22 protein-coding genes are annotated in these 22,039 nt (G+C 37.1%); 12 read left to right on the top strand and 10 right to left on the bottom strand.

All coding sequences use genetic code 11. The features are described 5' to 3' along the window. Window positions 1–7 precede the first annotated feature (7 nt). Window positions 8–1,102, bottom strand: a complete 1,095-nt coding sequence (ychF, locus tag PHX18_04015; protein MDD3593777.1) for a redox-regulated ATPase YchF — start codon at window positions 1,100–1,102, stop codon at window positions 8–10. Between the two features lie 103 nt (window positions 1,103–1,205). Between ychF and PHX18_04010 the strand changes: the two genes are divergently transcribed. Further along, window positions 1,206–2,021 (top strand): helix-turn-helix domain-containing protein, encoded by an 816-nt coding sequence (locus tag PHX18_04010; protein MDD3593776.1) that lies wholly within the window; start codon window positions 1,206–1,208, stop codon window positions 2,019–2,021. Here the strand turns inward: PHX18_04010 and PHX18_04005 are convergent. From PHX18_04005 to aroF, 4 genes are all read right to left on the bottom strand, one after another. Continuing rightward, window positions 2,018–3,238, bottom strand: a complete 1,221-nt coding sequence (locus PHX18_04005; GenBank protein ID MDD3593775.1) for a S41 family peptidase — start codon at window positions 3,236–3,238, stop codon at window positions 2,018–2,020. The two genes, PHX18_04010 and PHX18_04005, sit on opposite strands and share 4 nt — an antisense overlap. Window positions 3,239–3,317: 79 nt before the next feature. After that, window positions 3,318–4,121, bottom strand: coding sequence for an HDOD domain-containing protein (locus tag PHX18_04000; protein ID MDD3593774.1), 804 nt, complete (start codon window positions 4,119–4,121; stop codon window positions 3,318–3,320). A gap of 4 nt (window positions 4,122–4,125) precedes the next feature. Beyond that, window positions 4,126–4,986 (bottom strand): prephenate dehydrogenase/arogenate dehydrogenase family protein, encoded by an 861-nt coding sequence (locus PHX18_03995; protein ID MDD3593773.1) that lies wholly within the window; start codon window positions 4,984–4,986, stop codon window positions 4,126–4,128. Then, window positions 4,967–6,010 (bottom strand): 3-deoxy-7-phosphoheptulonate synthase, encoded by a 1,044-nt coding sequence (gene aroF / locus PHX18_03990; protein MDD3593772.1) that lies wholly within the window; start codon window positions 6,008–6,010, stop codon window positions 4,967–4,969. The genes PHX18_03995 and aroF overlap by 20 nt, the downstream gene beginning before the upstream one ends. A gap of 174 nt (window positions 6,011–6,184) precedes the next feature. Here aroF and PHX18_03985 point away from each other — a divergent pair, with 174 nt between their 5' ends. Next, window positions 6,185–6,739, top strand: a complete 555-nt coding sequence (locus PHX18_03985) for a hypothetical protein (protein MDD3593771.1) — start codon at window positions 6,185–6,187, stop codon at window positions 6,737–6,739. 60 nt (window positions 6,740–6,799) lie between these two features. Here the strand turns inward: PHX18_03985 and PHX18_03980 are convergent, their stop codons facing one another. Next, a complete protein-coding gene (locus PHX18_03980; GenBank protein ID MDD3593770.1) occupies window positions 6,800–7,564 on the bottom strand; it encodes a tRNA threonylcarbamoyladenosine dehydratase in 765 nt (254 codons plus the stop codon). Next, a complete protein-coding gene (locus PHX18_03975; protein ID MDD3593769.1) occupies window positions 7,554–8,597 on the bottom strand; it encodes a DnaJ domain-containing protein in 1,044 nt (347 codons plus the stop codon). Before PHX18_03975 ends, PHX18_03980 begins: the two co-directional genes overlap by 11 nt. 106 nt (window positions 8,598–8,703) lie before the next feature. Here PHX18_03975 and PHX18_03970 point away from each other — a divergent pair, with 106 nt between their 5' ends. The 7 genes from PHX18_03970 (at window position 8,704) to PHX18_03940 (ending at window position 17,154) form a co-directional block, all read left to right on the top strand. Further along, window positions 8,704–10,527: a family 10 glycosylhydrolase gene (locus PHX18_03970; protein ID MDD3593768.1), complete on the top strand. Its 1,824-nt coding sequence runs from the start codon at window positions 8,704–8,706 to the stop codon at window positions 10,525–10,527. 3 nt (window positions 10,528–10,530) lie between these two features. Next, a complete protein-coding gene (locus PHX18_03965; GenBank protein ID MDD3593767.1) occupies window positions 10,531–11,256 on the top strand; it encodes an SDR family NAD(P)-dependent oxidoreductase in 726 nt (241 codons plus the stop codon). Between the two features lie 4 nt (window positions 11,257–11,260). Continuing rightward, a complete protein-coding gene (gene priA, locus PHX18_03960) occupies window positions 11,261–13,702 on the top strand; it encodes a primosomal protein N' (protein MDD3593766.1) in 2,442 nt (813 codons plus the stop codon). A gap of 66 nt (window positions 13,703–13,768) precedes the next feature. Next, window positions 13,769–14,326 (top strand): LPS export ABC transporter periplasmic protein LptC, encoded by a 558-nt coding sequence (gene lptC / locus PHX18_03955; GenBank protein MDD3593765.1) that lies wholly within the window; start codon window positions 13,769–13,771, stop codon window positions 14,324–14,326. Between the two features lie 16 nt (window positions 14,327–14,342). Beyond that, window positions 14,343–15,311 (top strand): hypothetical protein, encoded by a 969-nt coding sequence (locus PHX18_03950; protein ID MDD3593764.1) that lies wholly within the window; start codon window positions 14,343–14,345, stop codon window positions 15,309–15,311. A 2-nt stretch (window positions 15,312–15,313) separates the two neighbouring features. Beyond that, window positions 15,314–16,036, top strand: a complete 723-nt coding sequence (gene lptB / locus PHX18_03945) for an LPS export ABC transporter ATP-binding protein (GenBank protein ID MDD3593763.1) — start codon at window positions 15,314–15,316, stop codon at window positions 16,034–16,036. Between the two features lie 2 nt (window positions 16,037–16,038). Beyond that, window positions 16,039–17,154: an LptF/LptG family permease gene (locus tag PHX18_03940; protein ID MDD3593762.1), complete on the top strand. Its 1,116-nt coding sequence runs from the start codon at window positions 16,039–16,041 to the stop codon at window positions 17,152–17,154. A 66-nt stretch (window positions 17,155–17,220) separates the two neighbouring features. Here PHX18_03940 and PHX18_03935 read toward each other — a convergent pair whose 3' ends face one another. Then, window positions 17,221–17,625 (bottom strand): hypothetical protein, encoded by a 405-nt coding sequence (locus PHX18_03935; protein ID MDD3593761.1) that lies wholly within the window; start codon window positions 17,623–17,625, stop codon window positions 17,221–17,223. A 136-nt stretch (window positions 17,626–17,761) separates the two neighbouring features. Between PHX18_03935 and PHX18_03930 the strand changes: the two genes are divergently transcribed. Continuing rightward, a complete protein-coding gene (locus tag PHX18_03930; protein ID MDD3593760.1) occupies window positions 17,762–18,724 on the top strand; it encodes an HD domain-containing protein in 963 nt (320 codons plus the stop codon). Between the two features lie 3 nt (window positions 18,725–18,727). Here the strand turns inward: PHX18_03930 and PHX18_03925 are convergent, their stop codons facing one another. Beyond that, the gene (locus PHX18_03925; protein ID MDD3593759.1) at window positions 18,728–20,233 is read right to left on the bottom strand and encodes a hypothetical protein; all 1,506 of its coding nucleotides are present in this window, start codon (window positions 20,231–20,233) and stop codon (window positions 18,728–18,730) included. Between the two features lie 192 nt (window positions 20,234–20,425). Between PHX18_03925 and PHX18_03920 the strand changes: the two genes are divergently transcribed. Both PHX18_03920 and PHX18_03915 read left to right on the top strand, forming a co-directional pair. Then, on the top strand, window positions 20,426–20,659 hold the full coding sequence (locus PHX18_03920) for a hypothetical protein (protein ID MDD3593758.1): 234 nt from the start codon (window positions 20,426–20,428) through the stop codon (window positions 20,657–20,659). Between the two features lies 1 nt (window position 20,660). Further along, the gene (locus PHX18_03915; protein MDD3593757.1) at window positions 20,661–21,413 is read left to right on the top strand and encodes a M55 family metallopeptidase; all 753 of its coding nucleotides are present in this window, start codon (window positions 20,661–20,663) and stop codon (window positions 21,411–21,413) included. On the opposite strand, the gene PHX18_03910 is transcribed toward PHX18_03915, so the two are convergent. Then, window positions 21,403–21,951: a hypothetical protein gene (locus tag PHX18_03910; GenBank protein MDD3593756.1), complete on the bottom strand. Its 549-nt coding sequence runs from the start codon at window positions 21,949–21,951 to the stop codon at window positions 21,403–21,405. The genes PHX18_03915 and PHX18_03910 overlap by 11 nt on opposite strands. Window positions 21,952–22,039: the final 88 nt, after the last annotated feature.

Genomic DNA, 22,039 nt, shown 5'->3' with positions numbered 1-22,039 from the left:
ATTTTTGTCAGACGTTAAATCTAAAAAGCATTATATCACCGTCTTGAACAATGTACTCTTTTCCTTCAAGACGCATCAGACCTTTTTCTTTTGCAGCCAGGTGTGAACCTGAGGCTATGAAGTCCGCATAAGCAATGACTTCTGCCCTTATAAACCCCTTTTCCATATCAGAGTGTATAACTCCCGCAGCCTCAGGCGCTTTTGCCCCTTTTGTAATAGTCCAGGCCCTGACTTCCTTTTCACCTGCCGTGATGTATGTTCTCAGTCCCAATAAATGATAAGCGGCATTAATCATACGTTCAACTCCCGAGTTTTCTATCCCAAGGTCTTGCAGGTATGCTTTTGCCTCTTCTTTATCAAGTTCAGCCAGTTCCGATTCTATTTGTGCGCTGATGATAACAACCTGTGCATTTTGGTTTTTAATATATTCTTCCACTTGTCTTACATAATCGTTTGAAGCCGCCAACTCATTCTCAGATACATTTGCCGCATAAATTATAGGCTTAGAGCAAAGAAGATGAAGGTTTTTAATAAAAGGCTTTTCTTCTTCCGTAAATTCTTCTATAGAGAAAAATCTGCCCTCTTCAAGAAGACCTTGAGCTTTTTTGATTGCGCTCTCTTCAACTACAGCTGCCTTGTCTTTTGCTTTTACCTGCTTTGATATTCTCTCTAAGCGTTTTTCCAAGCTGTACAAATCGGCAAGAGCAAGTTCCGTATTGATTATCTCTATGTCAGCAACAGGGTCTACTTTTCCTGCAACGTGGATTGTGTTTTCATCATCAAAGCATCTTACGACTTCTATAATGGCATCGACTTCTCTTATATGGTGTAAGAATTGGTTTCCCAAACCTTCACCCTGACTTGCCCCTTTAACAAGTCCCGCTATATCACAAAATTCTATTGCGGCAGGAATAACAGTTTGTGTTTTTACAAGGTCTTTTAACTTATATAATCTTTCGTCCGGTACCATTACAACACCTACGTTGGGTTCAATGGTACAAAACGGATAATTTGCCGACTCCGCGTTTTTACTGCAAGTCAGCGCATTAAATAAGGTTGATTTCCCTACGTTAGGCAATCCTACAATTCCTGCTCTTAACAATGTTATATCCTCTCTGTTGTATTCTCTGCTGCAGCCGTTTCCGAAAAACAAGCATGTTATAATATAAAAGATATTATAAGCATGGGTTTTTTGGAAGTAGTTTATGGATATTTTAATCAATCATCTGAGAGAAATAGGATTTAATTCTTACGAGGCAAAGGTCTATGTCGCTTTGTTAAAAAATAATCCTTCCACAGGGTATGAGGTAAGTAAAAATTCAGGTGTTCCACAGGCCAGAGCCTATGATACCTTAAAAGCGTTGGAAACCAAGAAAATAATAGTTGCTACGGGCGGTAAACCTCAAATGTATATGCCTATTAAGCCCAAGAAAATTTTAGACAGGTACAAAAATAAGATAGATACTTCTATTGAGTATTTGGAAGAAAATTTGCCTTCTTTATCAGATGATTATATCGAACCGATTATTAATTTGCGTGACGAAAAATCTATAAGCGACCAGTTTGTAAGTATTTTGCAAAGCGCCCAAAAAGAGATTTTTGTTGAAATTTGGGATGAGGATTTTCAGGCTTACAGGCAGGAATTTAAAGATGCGCATGACAGAGGAGTGGATATTAAAATTGTCGGTTATAACAATCTGGAGTCTGATTTTGGTCTTATATATCAACATGGTTTAGGTGATAAAATAGAAGAAAATCTTGGCGGCAGATGGATTGTGCTTTCTGTTGATAATGAAGAAGGTATGGTTGGAACAATAAGCCAAAAGGACTCCGCTCCTAACTGTGTTTATACCAAAAATAAAGGACTGGTCTTTATTATAAAAGAAGTTGTTGTTCATGATATGTATTTGAGAGATGTACAGTCAAAATTGGGTAAATCTCTGGAAGATATTTACGGCAAAGATATGGTCATCCTCAGAGATAAAATTTTAGGTAAAAATTTCCATTTTTCCGCGCATTAATTTTGGTTGGCGGTTTTATTGCATTGACAAATTTTTTCAATCAATACGCTTTGGGCTTTTAGGAGCTGAGGGTCTTTTTCGTTCTTGATATCGTCTTCTGTAAGTTTTATTTCAATATCGGGTGTAATACCTTTTTTGTTAATGTCTGTGCCGTTAGGGGTCAGATATTTTTGAGTGGTGATATTTATACCGCTTCCGCCGGGTAACCTATTAATCTCCTGAACCAGCCCTTTGCCGAAAGTTTTTTCGCCGACAAGAGTTGCTCTTCCGTTATCTTTTAGCGCACCGCTAAGGATTTCACTGGCACTGGCGCTTCCGCCGTTGATTAAAACAACCAGCGGTTTGTTGGTTACAATCCTTTTGCTTGCTCTTGTTGTATCTTTGTAACCGTCACGGTCTACCGTGCTTACTATTGTTCCGCCGCTTACCAGCATATCTGTTATAAATATTGCGTTGGACAAAAGCCCTCCGGGGTTGGAACGTAAATCTATTATATAGCCTTGTTTTTTACTTAACGTTGTTAATGCCTGAGCAAACTCGGCTGCCGTGCTTTTATTCATAAAAGTACTTATACGGATATAACCGATAGAATCATTAAGTTTCATTTTGTTAACAGGTGTTGTTGAAATTGATTTTAACTTAATTTCTGCCCTCGGGATTATAAAAGTTTTATCCACATTATTTCTTCTGATTAAAAGCGTAACAGTTGTTCCTTCTTCGCCCCTGATGTTATCTGCCGCATCTTTTACGCTCATGCCTTTGGTACTTTTGCCGTTAATTTCAACTATATAATCGTTAGCAAGCAGTCCTGCTTTTGACGCGGGGGTATCTTCAATAGGGGCTACAACGAGCAGCTTTCCGTCTTTTACCGATATTTGGACACCGATACCTTTAAGAGTTCCGCTTATTGCGCTTCCTTCTTCGGCAAACTCTTCAGGGTTGAGGAATTTTGTATAAGGGTCATTCAAGCTAAGTACCATTGTATCTATTGCTACAAAAGCATCCTTATCGGTTTTTATTTCATCATCGTATTTATGCCGCCATTTATTCCAATTTTGACCGTTGTTATCCTGGTCTACATATTTTGAGTAAATCAGTTTCCAAACCTCATCGTATAAGGATTGCGGCGTATAAGCAAATACGTTGTAACTTATGCAGAATACCGATATTAAAATTATGAAACTTATTATTGCTTTGTTTAAGAATGATTTTTTCAATTTTCATTTCCTCTTAATGTATTTTTCTTATATTATCATACTAAAAAAATAAATATAATTATTCTTCTTGGCATATAAGCTAGTTTAATATTTTAATCAGCAAGGCGCTTTTTTCATTAATTTCCTGTTTGAGTTTTGTAGGATTCGGTATATCAAAGTCAAGCCTTCTTGCAACCTCGGGTTCAAGTACAGGAACCTTCGGCGGGTCTTTGACAATCCTGTTTGCAGCGTAAACAATTCCCACTGTGGTCGGAAAATCGCTTAATTGAGGACGGTGGTGATATTTTAAGGCGGAGGCTATAACCTTGGGAAGTTTCCATTTTGCCGCAAGTTCAAACCCTACGTCTGTATGGTCAAATCCGAACAGCATTTTTTCTGCCGTATAAGAGTTCGCTCCGCACGAGATAAGTTTTTTTACTTCAAAAGCGGCTTTAGGGTTATATAATTCAAAAATGATTTTTCCTATGTCATGCAATAGTCCCAAAGCAAAACATTCATCAAAATCACGCCTGCCGAGTTTTTTGGCTATGACTTCTGCGCCTATCCCAACTTTTATAGAATGTTCCCAAAGTTCTTTACCGCCTTGAGTAGTGAGCATAGGCTTCATTGCAGAACTTATGATTATGCTTCTCACTTCATTGAAACCAACCATTGTTATGGATTGCTGAACGGTGGTAATAGGTCTTGAGAGTCCGTAATAAGCGGAGTTAACCACTTTTAATATTTGAGAAGTTAACGCCTGGTCGTTGGTTATTATTGCGCCCAGTTCGCTTGCGTTAGATTCCGGGTCTTTTATCACGTCAAGCGCTGCGGCTACAATATTAGGCATTGCAGGCAAGGACGGAAGTGTATTTATTATGCGTTTAATATCAGCTATCGACATAAAATTATAACCTGTTTTTTCCTTCTTTTGAGTACATTTCTAATCGTTTTTCAATTATTTCTTCTATTGTTTTGTGAAAATAATGAGGCAGCATAAGCATTTTTTCTTGTGCGTGAATACTTTCCAATACCTCGTTAATATTGTCTTTATTTAATTTTAGCATATCTGAAGCCATGGTTGTATTGCTTAGTGCCAGTCTTGTCATATCTTTAAACCCGCTTGAAGCAAGTTTTGAAGCCAAATTCCTGACTTCTTCATCCTGCGTTTTGATTAATGCTGCAAAAATAGCCTGACTTATAAGCATAGGCGTGTGGCTTATAATCGCTGCCGCCTTATCATGGCTTTTTGCATCCGCCGTTAAGGGTTGAGCGTTTAAAGTTTTTATTATCTCCGTTAATGTTTGTACGTCTTCTTCAGTTACCCATTTAGAAGGTATTATTACCCATTTTGTATCTTCAAACAGGGTGGAGAAGCTCGCTTCAAAGCCTGAATTTTCTGTTCCCGCCATAGGATGTGTGCCTATGAATTTGCATTCGATACTTTCATTGATTTCATTTAAAATATCTTCTTTCAGGCTTGCAACATCAGCTATAATACATTCTTTTTTAACTATCGGCAGAATATTTTTAACGTCCTCAATGATTTTATGAATAGGTGTGCAAATAAAAATGACATCAGAGTCTTTCAATATATTTATATTATTAGCGGCATGACAATTTTTAAGCTTGTTTACGGATTGGATAGTTTTTTCATTAGCGCTGAAGGCATTAATTTTAAAATTACCAAAAACCTGCAGCCCTTTTAAAATCGAGCCGCCGATTAATCCTAGACCTATAATTCCTATACTAAGCTTTTTTTCCGCCATTATTATCCCAATCAATCCTGCCTATTAACTTATTTAATGTTACCATCATTGTTTGAAATTGTTCAATAGAAAGACTTTGAGCCCCGTCTGAGCTTGCCGCATCAGGGTTGTTGTGAACCTCAATCATCAGCCCGTGGGCGCCTGCTATAAGTCCTGCCTTGCTCATTGGTTCTATTAAATATCTTCTCCCTGTTCCATGGCTGGGGTCAATAATAACAGGTAAATGAGAAAACTTCTTTATTATAGGAATAGCGGTAATATCAAGGGTGTTCCTTGCGTAAGTTGTATCTACACCTTTGATGCCCCGTTCGCATAAAATTACATTCTCGTTGCCTGCATACATAATATGCTCAGCAGCAAGTAAAAATTCTCTTATAGTAGCAGCAGGTCCTCTTTTTAGCATTACGGGTTTCTGGCATTTGCCTACGGCTTTTAAGAGTTTGAAGTTTTGCATGTTTCTTGCACCGATTTGTATGATATCGGCATATTCTTTAACTAACGGCAAGTCCAAAGTATCCATAACTTCCGTTACAATAAGAAGCCCGGTTTTTTCTCTTGCCGCAGCAAGAAGCTCAAGCCCTCTTTCCTCTAACCCCTGAAAGTCATAAGGCGATGTTCTGGGTTTGAAAGCTCCGCCTCTTAAAATAGTAGCTCCTGCAGCTTTTACCCCTGCGGCTATTTCCAAAAGCCCTTCCACATCATCTTCCACGCTGCAAGGTCCTGCCATTATAACAGGTCTTGAATTGCCGCCTATTTTAACGCCGTTTGCAAATTCAATAACGGTATCTTCTTTTTTTGATTCTCTGCTTGCGAGTTTAAACGGTTCCTGAATAAGCTTAACTTCTCTTACCCCTTCAAGTGATGCTATAGACTGCGGCTGGACAAGCCTTTTATCGCCTATTGCCGCAATTACCGTCAGTACTTCTCCCCAGTTTATATTGATTTTAAAACCGTTGTCCTCAAGTTTTTTGACCACTTTTTGGATTTGTTCTTGACCTGCCCCGGGTTCCATTACTATAATCACTATATTCTCTCCGTTTTAAACTCTCCTTTCCTATTCTTACATAAAAAAAACACTTTGGTAATTTGAAATAATATTGTAACAATTTGTAAATAACGATTCTCAAATATTAAAGTTTTGATAGTTATATGCCGATACAAATAAAATATAAATAGTGTAATAAGGGGTTTTAAATTTATGACTAATGATTTCTTCAGCTACTGGCAAGCAAGGTATGATGTGTATACTCCGAATACCAAAACAACCGCACGTACATCAACTTTTAAGTATGTAACGGAAGATTCTTCCACAGGTTCCGCCAACGGAAGCGGAACAACTACTCCGCCACCGTCCACAGGTACTACAATTACACCCAATCCTAACGAGACAGCAGCAGCATTTATAACAAGATATGCTCAAGCAAAAGGTTTAACTGAAGCCCAGGCTAAAGCTGAAATCCTTGCTGATTACGGTAATATAGAAACAAAAGAAGATGAACTTAAAACTCTTGAAGATGATATAAAAGAGCAAGAAGCAGAACTTACAAAATGGCAAGCAAGATTAGAAGGAGCTACAGGTACCCAAATTAAGGTTTACCAAAACCAGGTAAACAGTAATCAAAAGGATCTTGATACTCTAAAAGCAACACTAGAATCATTGCAAAAAGAAGTCGATTTTTATAAATCCGTTTCCGCTTTTGCAGTAGAAGAAACAACAGCACCTGAAGAAACGGAAGATACAACCGAAACATAAGCAGCCCCTGCGTAAGAAGCTATTGCTAAGGTAAAGCTATAGGCAGAGTGTTTAACATAGTTATCCCTGTTTTTTGTTTTCCAATAACTTTTGAAGTACATACGATGCCATTATAATCCCTGCGCATGGCGCAACAAAAGGCGTTGTTGCAGGTGTGATTTTTTTATATTCTATAGTTTGTCCCGAATTTGTTGTTATTTTTTCTTCTATTGTATGTTTCTCCGGTTTTATCGGCTTTTCGCTGCTTAAGACCATTGCCAGTCCTTCTTTAATCCCATCCTTTTTTAATCTGTTAATTATTCTTGAAGCAAAGGCACAGTTGGTTTTTGTAACATCTTTCAGGTCTGCAATGTAAAGCTGTGAGGGGTCAATTCGGTTTGCTGCCCCCATAGAGCTTATGATGTTGATATTTTTTGCCATACAGTACCCTATAAGCGCTGTTTTAAATGCAAAACTATCTATTGCATCCAATACGAAATCAAAATTTTTTTCAAATAAGCTGTTCATATCAGATGTATAAAAATCATTAACGGCATTGACTTTTGCAGTCGGGTTGATTTGGAGTATTCTTTCTCTCATCAGGTCAACTTTATATTTATCTAAAGTTTTACACGTTGCAATAAGCTGCCGGTTGATATTAGAAGGGGCAGTCTTGTCAAAATCAATAATAGTAAAACATCCTATGCCGCTACGGGCTAAGGCTTCTGCCGCATAAGAGCCCACCCCGCCTATGCCGAAAACGGCAACATTAACGTTTTGAAGATACTGCTGAAATTCTTTGCCCCAAAACATTTCATTTCGTTGAAAAATATCGTTATTTTGCATGCTTGCCAATCTCAAACAATTTTTTATATAGTTCCTTCACCTCGGGCGACATAGGACTTTCAAGTACAATTTTAATTCTGGCATTGTGAAAACCTGATGAACCGTCTTTTTTAGGAAGCCCGAGATTTTTCAGGCGCAAAGATTTTCCGCCCTGAGTTCCCGGCGGAATAGTAACTTTTACCGCACCGCTTAGCGTTCTTACTTCTTTCACCGTACCCATAACAGCCTCTGCAGGAGTGATTTCTACGTCAGAAGTTACATTTTCGCCTTCGATTTTAAATTGTGATTTGGGGTTGAATTTTATTGTCAGATAAAGGTCGCCGATATTGCCGTATTCATCTTTTTTACCTTCGCGGGGCAGTCTTATTTTTTGACCTTCTTTTATCATCTTGGGTATTTTAATATTTAATGATTTTGAAACCGTAGCAATTCCGGTTCCGCCGCATTTATAGCAGTTGCTGCCTCTGCCGGTGCATTCTATGCAGCTGTCAAGGTAAGTAACTTTTACGGGTTTGGATATGCCGTCTATTGCGTCCTCAGGTTCGATTATGAGGGTTTCGTTTATATCAAGGTTTTTAGGGTTTGGGCGTTTTGCGCTCCGGGTATATGATTGAAATGGTGAACCCGTATTTTTTGAGGCTCTTCTTTGCGATTGAGATTGTGAGGTAAAATCACCGAACAAAGAACTGAAAAAGTCGCTGAATCCGCCAAGGTCTTCATAAGAAGAAGATGTCCTGAAACCGCCGAAACCGCCCCTGCCTCCGCCAAAGTTAAAGCCTTCAAACCCCGGCGGCGGAGTGAATTCAGAACCTTGCTGCCAATTTGAACCCAATTGGTCGTATCTTTGACGTTTTTGGCTGTCAGAGAGGACTTCGTACGCTTCGTTTATATCTTTAAACTTTTCTTCCGCACCTTTTTCTTTATTTACATCAGGATGGTATTTTTTTGTCAGTTTACGATAAGAGGATTTTATCTCTTTGTCCGTTGCGCTGCGCTTTACGCCTAAAATTTCGTAATAATCTTTGTATTTCATATTTTTTCTTTACAATACATTCTAATGTTTTTATTTTAATATAATAATTGTATAAACAAAAGAAAATAAATTATTTTTTAATATTTTTAAGATGAGGGACTTTTTAGTGTATATAAAGAAGATTTTACCTGTTATAATTTCACTTTTTATGTGTATTTCCGTTGCTTGTGCGCAAGAAAATACACCTGTGGAAAATTCACCTGCCGTAACTTCTAATGAAGCTAATGTTGACGGTAATACCCAAACCCAGGAGAAACCTAAAAAATACAGATTTTGGGAAGAAAAGCCCAGAGTAAAAAAAACTTCTCCTTATGTTGTTTATAAAGAGTTTGTTATCTCTAAAATTGACCCCGGCGATAAATTAAGAGGGGCGAACGAACTCGTTATTTTTACAAGCCTTTACGGGGAAACAACAGGTACCGCGCCTAACGGGCTGGAAGCTGTAATCATTAATAACAGAGTGTCTAAAATCAACCAGTATAACTCTTTTATACCCAAAAACGGGTTTGTTCTCAGCGGTGAAGGCACTGCCAAAAACTTTATCAATGATAACCTGTTTGAGGGCGCTGATATAGAGATAGATTTTGAAAGCAGCAAACTTAAAGTAAAGGCTATACCGGACAATTATACCTATGAAGCCCGTGCAAGAATTGACAAAGTTAAAGATATTCTTGCAAACTCTAACCCTGATGAAGTTAATGTTGATAACATGAAGTTTTATTTGAAAAGAGCGGATGATTTGCTTTATACGGCAAGGAAGCTTGTTAAGTTTGAAGACTATGAAGATGCTAACAGACTTTCCAAAGACGCAATGTTATATGCCGATATGGCGCAGTACTCTTCTGCCAAATATATCCCGTCCGAGCACAGGGGGATGTGGGTTATACCTTTGCAACGGTCTGTTGATGAAGTAGTGCAGGCTTTTGATATTATTCAAAGGCTGGACATAGAACACATATATATAGACACAACTTACAAAGGTTTTACGGTCTATCCTTCATCAGTTATGAAGAAAGCCGGCATGCCTGAGCAGCTGCGTTATTACGGCAATTTTGACCCTATAGCGGCCTGGATAGAGCTTGCTCATCAAAATGACATGAAAGTCATATTATCAACCCCGACCTTTAATGCAGGAACTCCGGACCCTTCCCAAAGGCAACTTCATATTTCAAAACTTCACCCCGAATGGTTGAATACGCACTCTAAATTGTCAAAAGCGGGGGAAGCGGACTATTACCTTGACCCTGCCAACCCTGAAGTGCAGCGCTTTATTATTGATACTGCCGTTGAAATGGTTAAAAAATACGATGTTGACGGTATAAACTTTTCTTATTTGATTTATCCTTATTCAGAAGATGCCGATAACAAACAGCTTGGATATACCAAATATGCAAAAGAAGAATTTCATAAATTTACGGGTATTGACCCTGCAAAAATAGAACCGCTCAGTGAGCAGGAGCATTTGTGGAAGGCATACAAGGCTTCTAAAATAACCGCTTTAGTCAGGAATTTGAAGATTTTGAGGCAGCTAAATAAAGACTTGCTTTTGTCTGTTAATTTGTACCCTTTGGCAGCAGAGTCTTCTCAGGATTATAAAAATTGGAATGCTGATAAAAATCAAATAGCGTTATTGCCTGTTTTAACGTCGGCTGATGATGATTTTGCAAAAAAAATCTTTGAGAATATAAATTTAAACGTGCCGAAAGAAACACAAATTTATCCTGTTTATACAGAACCTTATAACGACAACCCTCCCCGTGATTTTTTCAACCAGCTTTTGGTTGCAAGAGCGCAAAAAATGGACGGAATGATTTTTTACGATGTTGATTCTATCAGTAAAACTTTTTTTGATGCTTTAAGATTGAGCGTTTTGCGCAAACCTTCAACTAAGAAGCAAGATCGTTTGTATGAAAAACCGGAGAAAAAGTAAGCTTTGACGAATATTCTTATTACAGGGAGTTCTAACGGAATCGGCGAAAGTATTGCCGCTTTGCTCGCCGGGAGCGGACATAGTGTATTTTTAACAGGCAGAGATGAAACTAAGCTTGCTTGTCTGCAGTCACATATAGGTGCGAAAGGTTATTTTGCAATTGACCTTTTGCGGGAGAATGCCGCTGATATTCTTTATAATAAAGCTAAAGAAGCTTTGGGCGGGATAGAGGTTTTAATTAATAACGCAGGCGGATATTTTTACGGCAAGGTTGAAGATACTTCAATTTCTGATATTAACAGGCTTGTAAGGCTTAATACTATTGTACCTTATGAGTTGATTTCACTATGTGTAAAAGATATGAAATCGGCTTCTTTCGGCAGGATAATAAATATCGGCTCAATCAGCGGAGTGGTAGGCGAGGCAAATGCTTCTTTGTATTCAATGACAAAATCAGCTTTCACCGGAATGACAAAAGCTCTGGCGCTGGAGCTTGCGGCTTTTAATATAACAGTTAATACAATCAGCCCCGGTTTTGTAAAGACACGTCTGCTTGAAGAGTCTTTTGACGAGTGTTTTACAAAAGAAGAGCTGACAGATATGATTCCCCAGTCAAGATTTATTGAGCCTGTTGAAATAGCAAACCTTGTTAGATATCTGATTTCGCAGGAGGCAAAGGGGGTTACGGGGCAAAATATTAATCTTTGTGCGGGTATGAGTGTTGGTTAGTGTTATGAATAATGATTTTCAATATGTACAGGTTTTGGTAGACATTCCGAATATTGATACGCGAACGTTCAGCTACAAGGTCAGCGAGGATTTAAAACCAAAACTTAAAATAGGACAAATTGTTCTCGTTCCTTTCGGTATGCAAGGGGCAGTCAATGCTTTTGTGGTCGGGTTTTCTAACTATCTGCCCGCAAATATCAAAGCTAAATCAATATATCAAATTTTAGAAGAAACACCTGTTTTTACTTTGGAATATCTGAATTTCCTTCAATGGATTTCGGCTTATTATTGCTGCTCTTTGCAAAGTGTTATAGATACCGCTGTTCCGGCTTCTTTTATATCTAAATCCAAGAAAATTGTTACTTTGCTTGAAGACGGGATTTTAGGCGGGCATGATTTTTCCAAAGAACAGCTCAAAATTCTTGAAATTTTAAAAGAAAAACAAAAGACACCGCAAACTTCCTTGCTTAAAGCTGCGAAGCTCACCCCTTCAAAATTTTATGAGGCTTTAAGGAAACTTAAGGCTGCAGAAATTTTAACGGTACAAAGTGAGATTGAGGAAAAATCAGCACAAACAAAATTTGAAAAAACCATTGTTTATAAAAACTCTGACAACGCTACAAAACGTCAGCAAACAGTGCTTGATATTCTAAAGGAAACAGGTGATATCAAACAAAGCGATTTTATAAAACTTGCTAAAACAACCGGCGCTACTTTAAAAAAACTTGAGCAAAACGGAAATCTTGAAATAAAAGAAGCAGAGGTATACAGAAATGCACTTAAAATTTTTGCAAACGTAGAGCAGGAGGATTTGGCGGTTTTAAATGCGCAGCAGAATTTTGCATATTATAAACTCAAAGAAGCGTTTAAAGCAGGGGATACTTTTCCGTTTTTGCTTTACGGAATTACAGGTTCAGGCAAAACTGAAATATATTTTAAGCTGATAAACGATGTGATAGAACAAGGTAAAACCGTGATATTTTTAGTGCCGGAAATAGCCCTCGCCTCTCAGCTTGCAAGACGTTTTGCCGCTAAATTCGGTATAGAGCAGGTAGCAGTATGGCACAGCAGCGTTTCTGAAGGCGAGAAATATGATATTTACCAAAAACTCAAATCAGAAGAAATAAAAATCATTATAGGCGCCCGCTCTGCAGTATTTGCTCCGATAAAGAATATAGGCTTGATAGTTATTGACGAAGAACATGAAAGCACATACAAACAAACCTCGGTAAATCCCCGTTATGATGCCCGCCTGCTCGCAAAAGAACGGGCGCAAAGAGAAGGAGCAATGGTGCTTTTAGGAACCGCAACGCCTGATATAAATTCTTATTATGAGGCATTGAATTCGAATCACCTCTTGACTTTAACCGAACGATATAACGATGCAAAACTTCCAAAAGTTAAGGTTGTTGATATGCGTTTTGAAAATGCCAAAGGCAACCATAGCATATTTTCAAATGCCTTGCGTAATGAAATTAACGCTAATTTAGCCAACAAAAAGCAAATTATTCTGCTTGTTAACCGAAGGGGGTTTTCGACAACTTCGTACTGCGTAAGCTGCGGTCATATCATTGAATGCCCGAAGTGTTCGATACCTTTGATTTTGCACAAACCTACAAACCAACTTCGATGCCATTACTGCAATTATACCCGTAATATTGCCTCAGTTTGCCCTGAGTGCGGTGAAGAAACCATAAAAAATTACGGGCTGGGAACGCAAAAGGTGGAAGAATTTGCAAGACAAGACTTTCCCGAGGCTCAAATAGCAAGGCTTGATAGTGATATTATGTCGACGAAGCACGGTCATATCAATATTTTGCAGGATTTTGCAAACGGTAAAATTGATATCCTTATAGGCACTCAAATGATAGCAAAAGGACTTGATAACCACAATGTTACACTGGTGGGGGTTTTGATGGCTGACCAAAGTTTCAGGCTCCCTGATTTCAGAGCATCGGAAAGAGGCTTTCAGCTTTTGACGCAAGTGGCAGGCAGAGCAGGCCGGGGAAATTTTGAAGGGCTTGTGATTTTTCAGTCATATAATCCTGACTTTTTTGCTTTGACAGATGCTAAAAATCAGGACTATAAGAATTTTTATTTGCAGGAAATCCAAAACAGGTACGAACTCGGGTATCCCCCTTACTCTAAGTTAATTCGCTTTATTGTGAGTTCAAAGCTTCAGTTTAGGGCAGAAAAATTGGCTGCTGAAATTGCAAACCGATTTTTAGCGCTTGTTAAAAATCAGGGTATTGAAGAAAAACTGGAAATTTTCGGTCCGTCAGAATGCGTTCTTTCCAAGTTGAATAATGAATACAGGTATCAAATTTTAATTAAAAACAGAATGGGCGGCAAGGGGCATTTTTTGATTACTTCTTTTATAAAGACCATTAATACCCCGTCTGAAATAAAGTTCCTTATTGATGTTGACCCTGTTGATATGTTGTAGGATTTAATTGTTAAATCTTACTTAACGTAGTATTATTTTCGGTTATTTATTGGTAAAATATTTCATATGAAGAAGAGAACGAAATTTTCCATAATATTTTTAATCGTTTTTGCTGTCTTGGGGGTAGCGGCGTTTATTTTTTCTGCAAGAATTACAGCTGATTTTAAAAAGGCGCTTTCAGGCGACGGTTCTTTAGAGTCCGTTACCATCAAAGATATTGTTATTACAGAAACAAAAGACGGGATAAAATATTGGGAAATTTATAGCGCTATCGGTGAATATGACAGCACTAAAGTTAACGCAAAACTCACTGATATAGTTGGTAATTACTATCAGAAGGGCAAAGTAATTATGAGCTTTACCGCTCCAACGGGTATTTATTCTGCAGACAAAAAAAAAGTTACTTTAACGGGAGGGGTTCGTGTAGTAGGTGAGGATGATACTGAAATTACTGCTAATGAAGCATCCTGGGCTACTGCCGATGATAAAGTTTATGCTCATGGTAATGTTGTTATAAGGAAGCAATATGAAATCGTTGCTTTAAGTAACAGCGCAAGCATAACGACAGATTTCAAAAAAATAGAAATATACGATAATACAGAACTAAGAATTTATAAGAAATAAAAGGATAGGAGAGCCTATGAAAGTTATAAGACATATAATTTTAATACTCATTTTGATAATCGGCATTCATTCGGCACATGCCGCAACTTTAGTAGTTGAGTCAAAAAAACAGGATTACGATGACAGTAAAAAACTTATTACTTTAACTAAAGATGTTAAAGTTACCATAGATGATGTTAATGTGCGCAGCCCAAAGGCGTTTTTAACTATTAATGCCGAAGGTAAACCTGATACTGCTACTTTTGTGGACGGAGTTAATGTTATAAAAATGACAAAAGATAGCAAAAGTGAGGTGAAAGCAAGTATTTTAAAACTTTCTTTGATTAATAAGGAAGGCGAGGCGACAGGTAATGTTCAATCAAAGATGACAGAGATGGGAAAACCTACGGTTACGATAAAGTCTGATTACCAGTCATTTAATTTGGATACCAATATTATGGAAGCTAAAAATAATGTCGTGATGACTTATGATGATATAAAAACAAATTCTGACCGCGCAGTTATTAAAATTACTAACAAGGGCGGCTTGGAAAAACTCAGGATTTTAGGTAATGCAAAAATTATTCAGGAAAAAGTTACGGTTACAGGTGATGAAATAACATTAACCACAGCTACGGAGGTTTTGACTGCAAACGGCAATACTCATACTGTTTTGGTTTCTGATGATACCAAAGTTAATATTTGGGGTAAATATCAGCAGTTTAACAATAAAACAAATACGGCAATGGCAAGCGGTTCGGTGAAGATTATTTATAACGAATTTACTGCCACAGGCCCAAAAGCTGTTTTGTTACCTAACCCTAAAACTAAAAAACCCAACAAAATTGTATTTGCCGGCCGTTCTACTATTACGGAAGGGGATAAGAGCATTCAGGCTGATGAAATTGAAATTACCATGAACCCGAAAAACTTTACCGCAGAAGGCAATGTTAGGACGATAATAAACAACCTTGAAAGTTTAGATTCAGGGAATAAAGGTATATAGAGATGGCAATAAAAGCAACGAATTTAGTAAAAATTTATGACAACAGAACAGTAGTTAATAATGTTACTTTTGATGTAAACCCCGGCGAGGTAGTAGGACTTTTAGGTCCTAACGGGGCAGGCAAGACAACTTCATTTTATATGATAGTGGGATTGGTAAGACCTGAAGCAGGCAAAATTGAGCTGGACGGTGTCGACCTGACTAACAGACCAATGCATGAAAGGGCGCTTGCCGGTATTGGTTATCTGCCTCAGGAAACATCTATTTTTAGGCGATTGACGGTAGAAGATAATATTAAGCTGGTGCTTGAAATGAATCAGAAACTTAATGATAAACAGAAGAAAGATTTTCTGGAAGAATTGCTGGACGATTTTGGTATGACACGTTTAAGAGGTGTTTCTGCCGTTAAGTTATCGGGCGGAGAAAGAAGAAGAGTTGAAATCGCAAGAGCATTGGCAGCACAGCCGAGATTTATACTGCTTGATGAACCCTTTACAGGCATTGACCCTATCGCCATTCAGGAAATTCAGGAACATATAAGAAAACTGATTAAAAAGGATATAGGAGTTCTTATAACTGACCATAATCCAAAGGCAACGCTATCTATTACGGACAGGGTTAATATTATATTTGACGGTCAAATTATGATATCAGGCTCAAGCATTGATGTCGCAAATAACCCTCAGGCTAAAAAATTCTACCTGGGTGAAGATTTTGAGCTATAACAATGAAAAATAAAATCAAACTTTTAGATAAATATATTTTGGAATCAATTTTAGCGGCAACTGTTGTCGGGATTATTGTTTTCGTCGTTATATGGATTTCTCCTGAAATTATGTTCAAAATTATAGGTAAAATAATTGATGGTGAAATTTCTTTTCAGGTAGGGTTGAAACTTTTTGTTCTCGAAATTCCTTCAATCCTGGGCAAAGCAATTCCGGTAGGGTTATTGCTCGGTTCATTATTTGTTGTTGATGTAATGAGCCGTAATTTTGAGCTTGTTATTTTACGCTCGGCGGGGGTAGGTTTTTTCAGGCTTGTAACCCCTGTTATCACACTTGGTCTGATTTTCGCCGTATTTTGTTTATTTGCATACAATGTATTAATCCCATATTCAGCCAAAAAACTTGTTTATACCGGAAAAGGCAAGCAGTATGTACAATTTGCCTATTTAGAACGGGATATTCAAAGCAACCCTAAACAACTTATAATAGTTAACAGTTATGACGGTACTAATATACAGTATATTAATATTTTTCAAATAGCGCCTGATAATTTGCTTCCTACCGATGACCCTTCGATGAAAAATATTATGTTTGCACAAAGAGGTGAATTTACAGGCGATGAATTTGTTGTGCATGAAGTAAAGGTATATGAGCTTTTAACCTCGGGGATTTATAAGGCTATAGTAGATAAACCCAGTGTAACTATTTTAAAAGGCAAAAGTGCAATAAATGCACAAAAACTTTTAAAAGCCTATGACATCAGAGTAGAATCATTAACTCACAAAGAGGTAAATGATTATCTGAATTTGCTTAAAGATGAGCAAATATCAGATGAGTATAACTATACAAAAAATAAACTCTACCAACGTTATGCGCAGGCAGTGAGCTGTATAGTTTTTGCGCTTTGCGGGGTTGTTTTGGGCTGGAGCAGACCGAGGGAGAATCGTTTTGTCGGCTTTACTTTAGGCGCTTTGATAATTTTTTCATATTACCTGACAATTCCTTTTATTGATATGCTGGCGGAAAAATCTATTCTGCCTCCGTTTATTACCGCATTTTTGCCGATAACCATAATATCCGTGGGCACTTACTTTTACGCTAAATTGAAGGATATTTAAAAATAAAAAACCGCCTTTAAAAGACGGTTAAAATGTTTCTCTAAATAGACTTATAACTTTATAAACTTACATATTATCGGCGCTGAATAAATTAGCTGCCAATTCGAGTTTTGCGCTTTCACTCAGGTTTTGATACAGCGGCATATTACCCATTTCTTTTTCGAATGCACCAAGCCCTTTTAAAACTTGTGCTTCAAAGCCTGCCATAAGGTTCCCTATTCTTTCTTTTGCTGCTTCATCGTTGTATTGATTAACGTCAATAGTTTTTTTAGGTTTAATGTTCATTTGTGCAATTAAGCTGGCATGCGCCAAATGATTCAGGATTTCATCAGCAGGAATATTTTTGCTTTCGACACTGCTGCTTTTAACCTCTTCTTTTTCTTTAGCAGGTTTGTTTGTTTCTGTTTTGGAGTCGTTTTTGATAAAATTTACTGAATTGGGATTAACGTATTCGGGTCCGATATGTGTCATATTTTTCTCCTTAGATTGACTTTCTTTTCTTAATCAATTTATCGGCATATTTAATAAAAACTTTAGGATTTTAAAAGAATTATTTACATTTGTTTACAAAAAATGTTAAACTGGAATAAGTTTAGGTAAGGATAGCATGACTAATAATATTTTAGTAATTACAGATGATAAAGGAAGAGTAGAGCTTGGCATAGCCGAAGAGGATGCTAATGTTGTCATCGTGAGCAGTTTTGACGAAGTTGATGAGTTTAACTTTGATTTAGTTATATTTGATTTTTACGGTTTTAATATTGCCAAAACTGATGACAGGATTATAAATATTCCTGTTATTTTTGCTGATGAATTAGATTCAATAGACTTGAAAGTCCGGTTATGTAATTTCTTTGAGACAGAGAATTTAAAACAAACCCTGAACGATTTGAATGCTGAATTTGAAAAAAAACTGCTGGAACATATAAAACTGATTGATGCTATGCAGATGGAAACTATTTTTTCTCTGGCAAAACTTGCCCAATCAAGAGATGATGATACCGGCAAGCATTTAGACAGAGTAAAGGAATTTTGTTATGCTTTGGCTATTGAGCTTTCTAAAAAAACTAAATTTCAAGAGGTCATTACGGAAGAGTTTATAGAAAATATAAGAAATGCAAGCCCTTTGCATGACATAGGCAAAGTTGCAATTACCGACTTAATTCTTCTCAAACAGGGTAAATTAACACAGGAAGAATTTGAGACTATGAAAACCCATACCGTGCTCGGCTACGATACATTGAATGAAGTTGACAGTAAATTTGGCGACAATACTTTTATTCAGATGGGTAAAGTTATTGCACGTTCACATCATGAGCGCTGGGATGGCACAGGTTATCCGGATAAACTGAAAGGTGAAGAAATCCCGCTTGCTGCAAGAATTATGTCCATAGCGGATGTTTATGATGCGCTTAGAGCCAGAAGGGCATACAAAGAACCTTTTTCTCATGAAAAATCCTGCGCCATTATCATGGAGGGTAAAGGTAACCAGTTTGACCCTGACATAATAGACGCTTTCTCTAACGTTCAGGAAGATTTTGACCGTATATATAAGAGGTTAAATGACTGATTCTTAAACCAGTCCTTTAATTCCCGGAAATTCTTTGCTCCCTGTCCTTTTTTCGGTTATGTAGTATTGTATTTTAGGGATTATTGTAGACAAGAAGAGTATTGAAACTCCAAGTCCTATTCCGTTATAGAAAAGTTTCATGACCATGTTACGGTTTTTAACCTGTTTTAATATTTCGGGGGTTATTTCTCCCTGCCCGGCTTTGGATGCATATTCCGCTACACTTTCCAGGTATTCTTTTGCTTTGATTTTGATTTTGTCTATTTCTTTGAATGATACAAATTTTGCCGCATTCTGAGATTTACCTTTGGTGGCTGTCTTTACGGCATTTGTCAGAAATTCGGCATCATTAGCCAGTCCTGTTCCAAGCGAATTTTTTATTTCACTGATAGTCAGCAGTGATTTTGAGGCACAATCGGGTCTTAAGTCGAGGAACCTTTTAGCATTAGCCGTAACTCTTGAAATCTCTTTACTGTCGGTTATTTGGGATTTTAACAGTTCTTCAAAGTGTTTTATATCAATAGTTTTATCTTTTATTGCAGCAATAATGCCATCTGTATTTTGGCTGTTTCCTAAAATAAGCCTGTTGTAATCATTTAAATTCATACCGGCTTTAACCCGACCTGACAGCTGCTCATTTATAAAATGAGCTGTATTAGGGTCTATATTTGTGTTTTTGCCTTTAAACTTATCAGCGATTTTAGATAACCCGAAGAATATTAACGGAGTTGAGAGCATATAGAAGAAAGTTGATGCCAAGTCCCTAAAGAGAATTTCAATCATTTCATCTTTATTCCTCGTGCTTTTCGCTCTTCCCAGAAACAGTCCCCCGTCTATTGTTAGCAGCTTAACTATCTGGTTATTTTCCATGAGATGTGCTGCTGCACCCATAGTATCTCCCAGTCCATTGAAAGTAACATCTTTTTGTTTAGTCTTTTTTAAAAATTCATTTATGGAAACTTTATGCTCTATTGATTGAGGCGGTTTATTATTATTGTTGTTGTTTTTTTTCTGTTTCTTTAGGGTATTGGCAGTAATTTTTTGGTAAAATTTGGGCAGCATGATACCGCTCAGGTATACGCCTATTAAAGAAGCCATCGCTATTTTTGTAAATTTAAGGCTTGTGAGCTTGTTTTTTATTTCTGGTCTTACTTCTATGGCTTTTTTAAGCGGGTTTCTTATTATATCGCTGCCGACATCCACTTTTATTTCAGAGAGTCCTTTTTTATCAAAAATGCCGGTTTTACCTATTATTTTATCAAAAAGACAGTTTAAACCCGTGATACCGAACAGCCATACGCCTGCACTTATACTCTCGTCTATAATTCTTTCTTTTGCCTCTATAATCCCGCCTCTTTTATAAGCTTGATAGGTTCTTCCCGCTGTTACACCTGCTTCTAAAATTATAATCGGCAATAGAGCCTTAGGGCTGGTAAGATTTGACGCTAAGGTTCTTAATTTATTATTATTAACTATTCCGGTTAGGGTTTCGTTTCCAAATATTTTCATGATGTGTACTTTCAACACTATTAAATCCTCGGACAACTTTTTTTTGCTAGTTTAATGGTAAATTTTTCTAAACTTTTAATATGATTTTTGGGTTTTGATGCTGTTAAAATTTGTCGAAAATTGTATAATATGGTTATTGAAATTTAGAATTGTGTTATTATAATATTTTTCAGGTGGTTATAAGGTAAAAGTATGTTAGCAAATCTTGTCAGTCTATTAGGTAAAACATTTCAAACTGGTGAAGTTACCCCTGTTAAAAAGACGACCTCGCAGGTTAATCCTTTTGCTAATCCGTTTGTAAATTCCGAAGCTTCTGCCCAAAGGGAGTTTTACGGTAAAAATAAGCCTGTTCATGGGGGATATTTTGCGGGGTATTATAACGGAAAGCCTAATATAGTCGGTACAAGATTATTTATAGAAGTTTAAAATGAGAAAAATATACATTTCAGCTGATGTTGAAGGCTTAAACGGGGTTGTGAACCCTAGTCAGATTGCGTGCGATTATTCTATTCCTTATAATGAGATGTGTCTGCAGCTGCATAAGGAACTTAATGCTCTTATAAAAGGCTTAAAGCTGGCAGGTGTAGAGGATATAGTCATAAACGATGCGCATGGCGCAATGAATAATATAGCCTTAAGCGAACTGCCGGAGGATGTAACTCTTATCACAGGCAAACCCAAACCGGTTTCTATGATGTACGGACTGCATGAAAGCTTTGATGCGGTAATATTCTTGGGCTGTCATGCAAAAGTTTGCAGCAACGGCGTTTTGGCTCATACTTTTAATATGGCGTTTAAAGATGTTAAACTTAACGGCGCTACGGTTGGAGAGGCGCAATTAAATGCGATTTTTGCCGCTTCAAAAGGTGTGGGTATAGTTTTGGCATCGGGGGATGACGTGCTTTGTTCTCAAATTAAGGAAGATATAGGTAATATTACAACTATAGAAACCAAAAAAGCCATATCTTTTTCGGCCGCTGTTTGCAGAAAGAATGAAGAGCTGCTTGAAGAATATATTCAAACTGCAAGCAAAGTGAATAACCTACCGATAATTACCTATCCTGTTTCGGATAATTACATAATAGAAATAGAACTTGCTGACGGTAAGTGCGAAAAATTTTCTTCTTCCGACTACGAAGAAGTTTATAAATTCATGCAAAAAATCTCCGCTACTGTCTGACGAAAAAACCAAACCCCATCGGCTTAAATCTTTCTAAAGAGGACTTAAGTTCATAGTTTTCTTTGGTAAGTTGGTTAAGCTTTATTCTTAAATTTTCATTTTCTGTTTTTACCTGAATAAGCTCAACTACCACTTCGTCCAAACCGTCCAATTTATTTTCAAGAGTTGTTTCAATTTTTTCAATAAGAGCTTCATGGCTAAATGCCATTTTTTCAACGGCATTTTTAAACTCTTCCATTAATTGCAGTTGAGAAGAATTGTCTACTGTTGCAATAGGGTTTTGGACAGCAGAATGAGGCATAACTTTTTCATCTATTTCAGAAAATTTGTCAGCCTTAAAATGAAGTTCCTTAATTCGTTTTAAGAATTCAACATCATCTTTCAGAAAGAAAGTTTTGCCGGTATTCCTGTCCCTTTTGGGGAATACCTTTAACTTACGACAAAGATCCTTAATCTCTTCATTGTTGGTATCCAATACTTTTCTGACATCGCTTGGTGACATAATGGCATTGTCATTGTACAATGTATTTTCGCTCATCTTAACCCTCTTAAACAATATGTGATTAATAAAATTATAGTTTCTATTTATTCACAAGTCTATTTTATTAAGTTTTATAAAGTTATTT

This window comes from Candidatus Gastranaerophilales bacterium (assembly GCA_028696075.1).
Taxonomy (GTDB): domain Bacteria; phylum Cyanobacteriota; class Vampirovibrionia; order Gastranaerophilales; family JAILCC01; genus JAQVHS01.
This window is presented reverse-complemented; position numbering and strand designations above follow the sequence as displayed.

Excerpts from the sequence above, each read along its gene's own strand:
- PHX18_04010 (MDD3593776.1), top strand. The coding sequence starts at position 1,206 with ATGGATATTTTAATCAATCATCTGAGAGAAATAGGATTTAATTCTTAC.
- PHX18_04000 (MDD3593774.1), bottom strand. The coding sequence starts at position 4,121 with ATGTCGATAGCTGATATTAAACGCATAATAAATACACTTCCGTCCTTG.
- PHX18_03995 (MDD3593773.1), bottom strand. The coding sequence starts at position 4,986 with ATGGCGGAAAAAAAGCTTAGTATAGGAATTATAGGTCTAGGATTAATC.
- PHX18_03985 (MDD3593771.1), top strand. The coding sequence starts at position 6,185 with ATGACTAATGATTTCTTCAGCTACTGGCAAGCAAGGTATGATGTGTAT.
- PHX18_03980 (MDD3593770.1), bottom strand. The coding sequence starts at position 7,564 with ATGCAAAATAACGATATTTTTCAACGAAATGAAATGTTTTGGGGCAAA.
- PHX18_03975 (MDD3593769.1), bottom strand. The coding sequence starts at position 8,597 with ATGAAATACAAAGATTATTACGAAATTTTAGGCGTAAAGCGCAGCGCA.
- priA (MDD3593766.1), top strand. The coding sequence starts at position 11,261 with ATGAATAATGATTTTCAATATGTACAGGTTTTGGTAGACATTCCGAAT.
- lptC (MDD3593765.1), top strand. The coding sequence starts at position 13,769 with ATGAAGAAGAGAACGAAATTTTCCATAATATTTTTAATCGTTTTTGCT.
- PHX18_03950 (MDD3593764.1), top strand. The coding sequence starts at position 14,343 with ATGAAAGTTATAAGACATATAATTTTAATACTCATTTTGATAATCGGC.
- lptB (MDD3593763.1), top strand. The coding sequence starts at position 15,314 with ATGGCAATAAAAGCAACGAATTTAGTAAAAATTTATGACAACAGAACA.
- PHX18_03940 (MDD3593762.1), top strand. The coding sequence starts at position 16,039 with ATGAAAAATAAAATCAAACTTTTAGATAAATATATTTTGGAATCAATT.
- PHX18_03935 (MDD3593761.1), bottom strand. The coding sequence starts at position 17,625 with ATGACACATATCGGACCCGAATACGTTAATCCCAATTCAGTAAATTTT.
- PHX18_03930 (MDD3593760.1), top strand. The coding sequence starts at position 17,762 with ATGACTAATAATATTTTAGTAATTACAGATGATAAAGGAAGAGTAGAG.
- PHX18_03925 (MDD3593759.1), bottom strand. The coding sequence starts at position 20,233 with ATGAAAATATTTGGAAACGAAACCCTAACCGGAATAGTTAATAATAAT.
- PHX18_03920 (MDD3593758.1), top strand. The coding sequence starts at position 20,426 with ATGTTAGCAAATCTTGTCAGTCTATTAGGTAAAACATTTCAAACTGGT.
- PHX18_03915 (MDD3593757.1), top strand. The coding sequence starts at position 20,661 with ATGAGAAAAATATACATTTCAGCTGATGTTGAAGGCTTAAACGGGGTT.
- PHX18_03910 (MDD3593756.1), bottom strand. The coding sequence starts at position 21,951 with ATGAGCGAAAATACATTGTACAATGACAATGCCATTATGTCACCAAGC.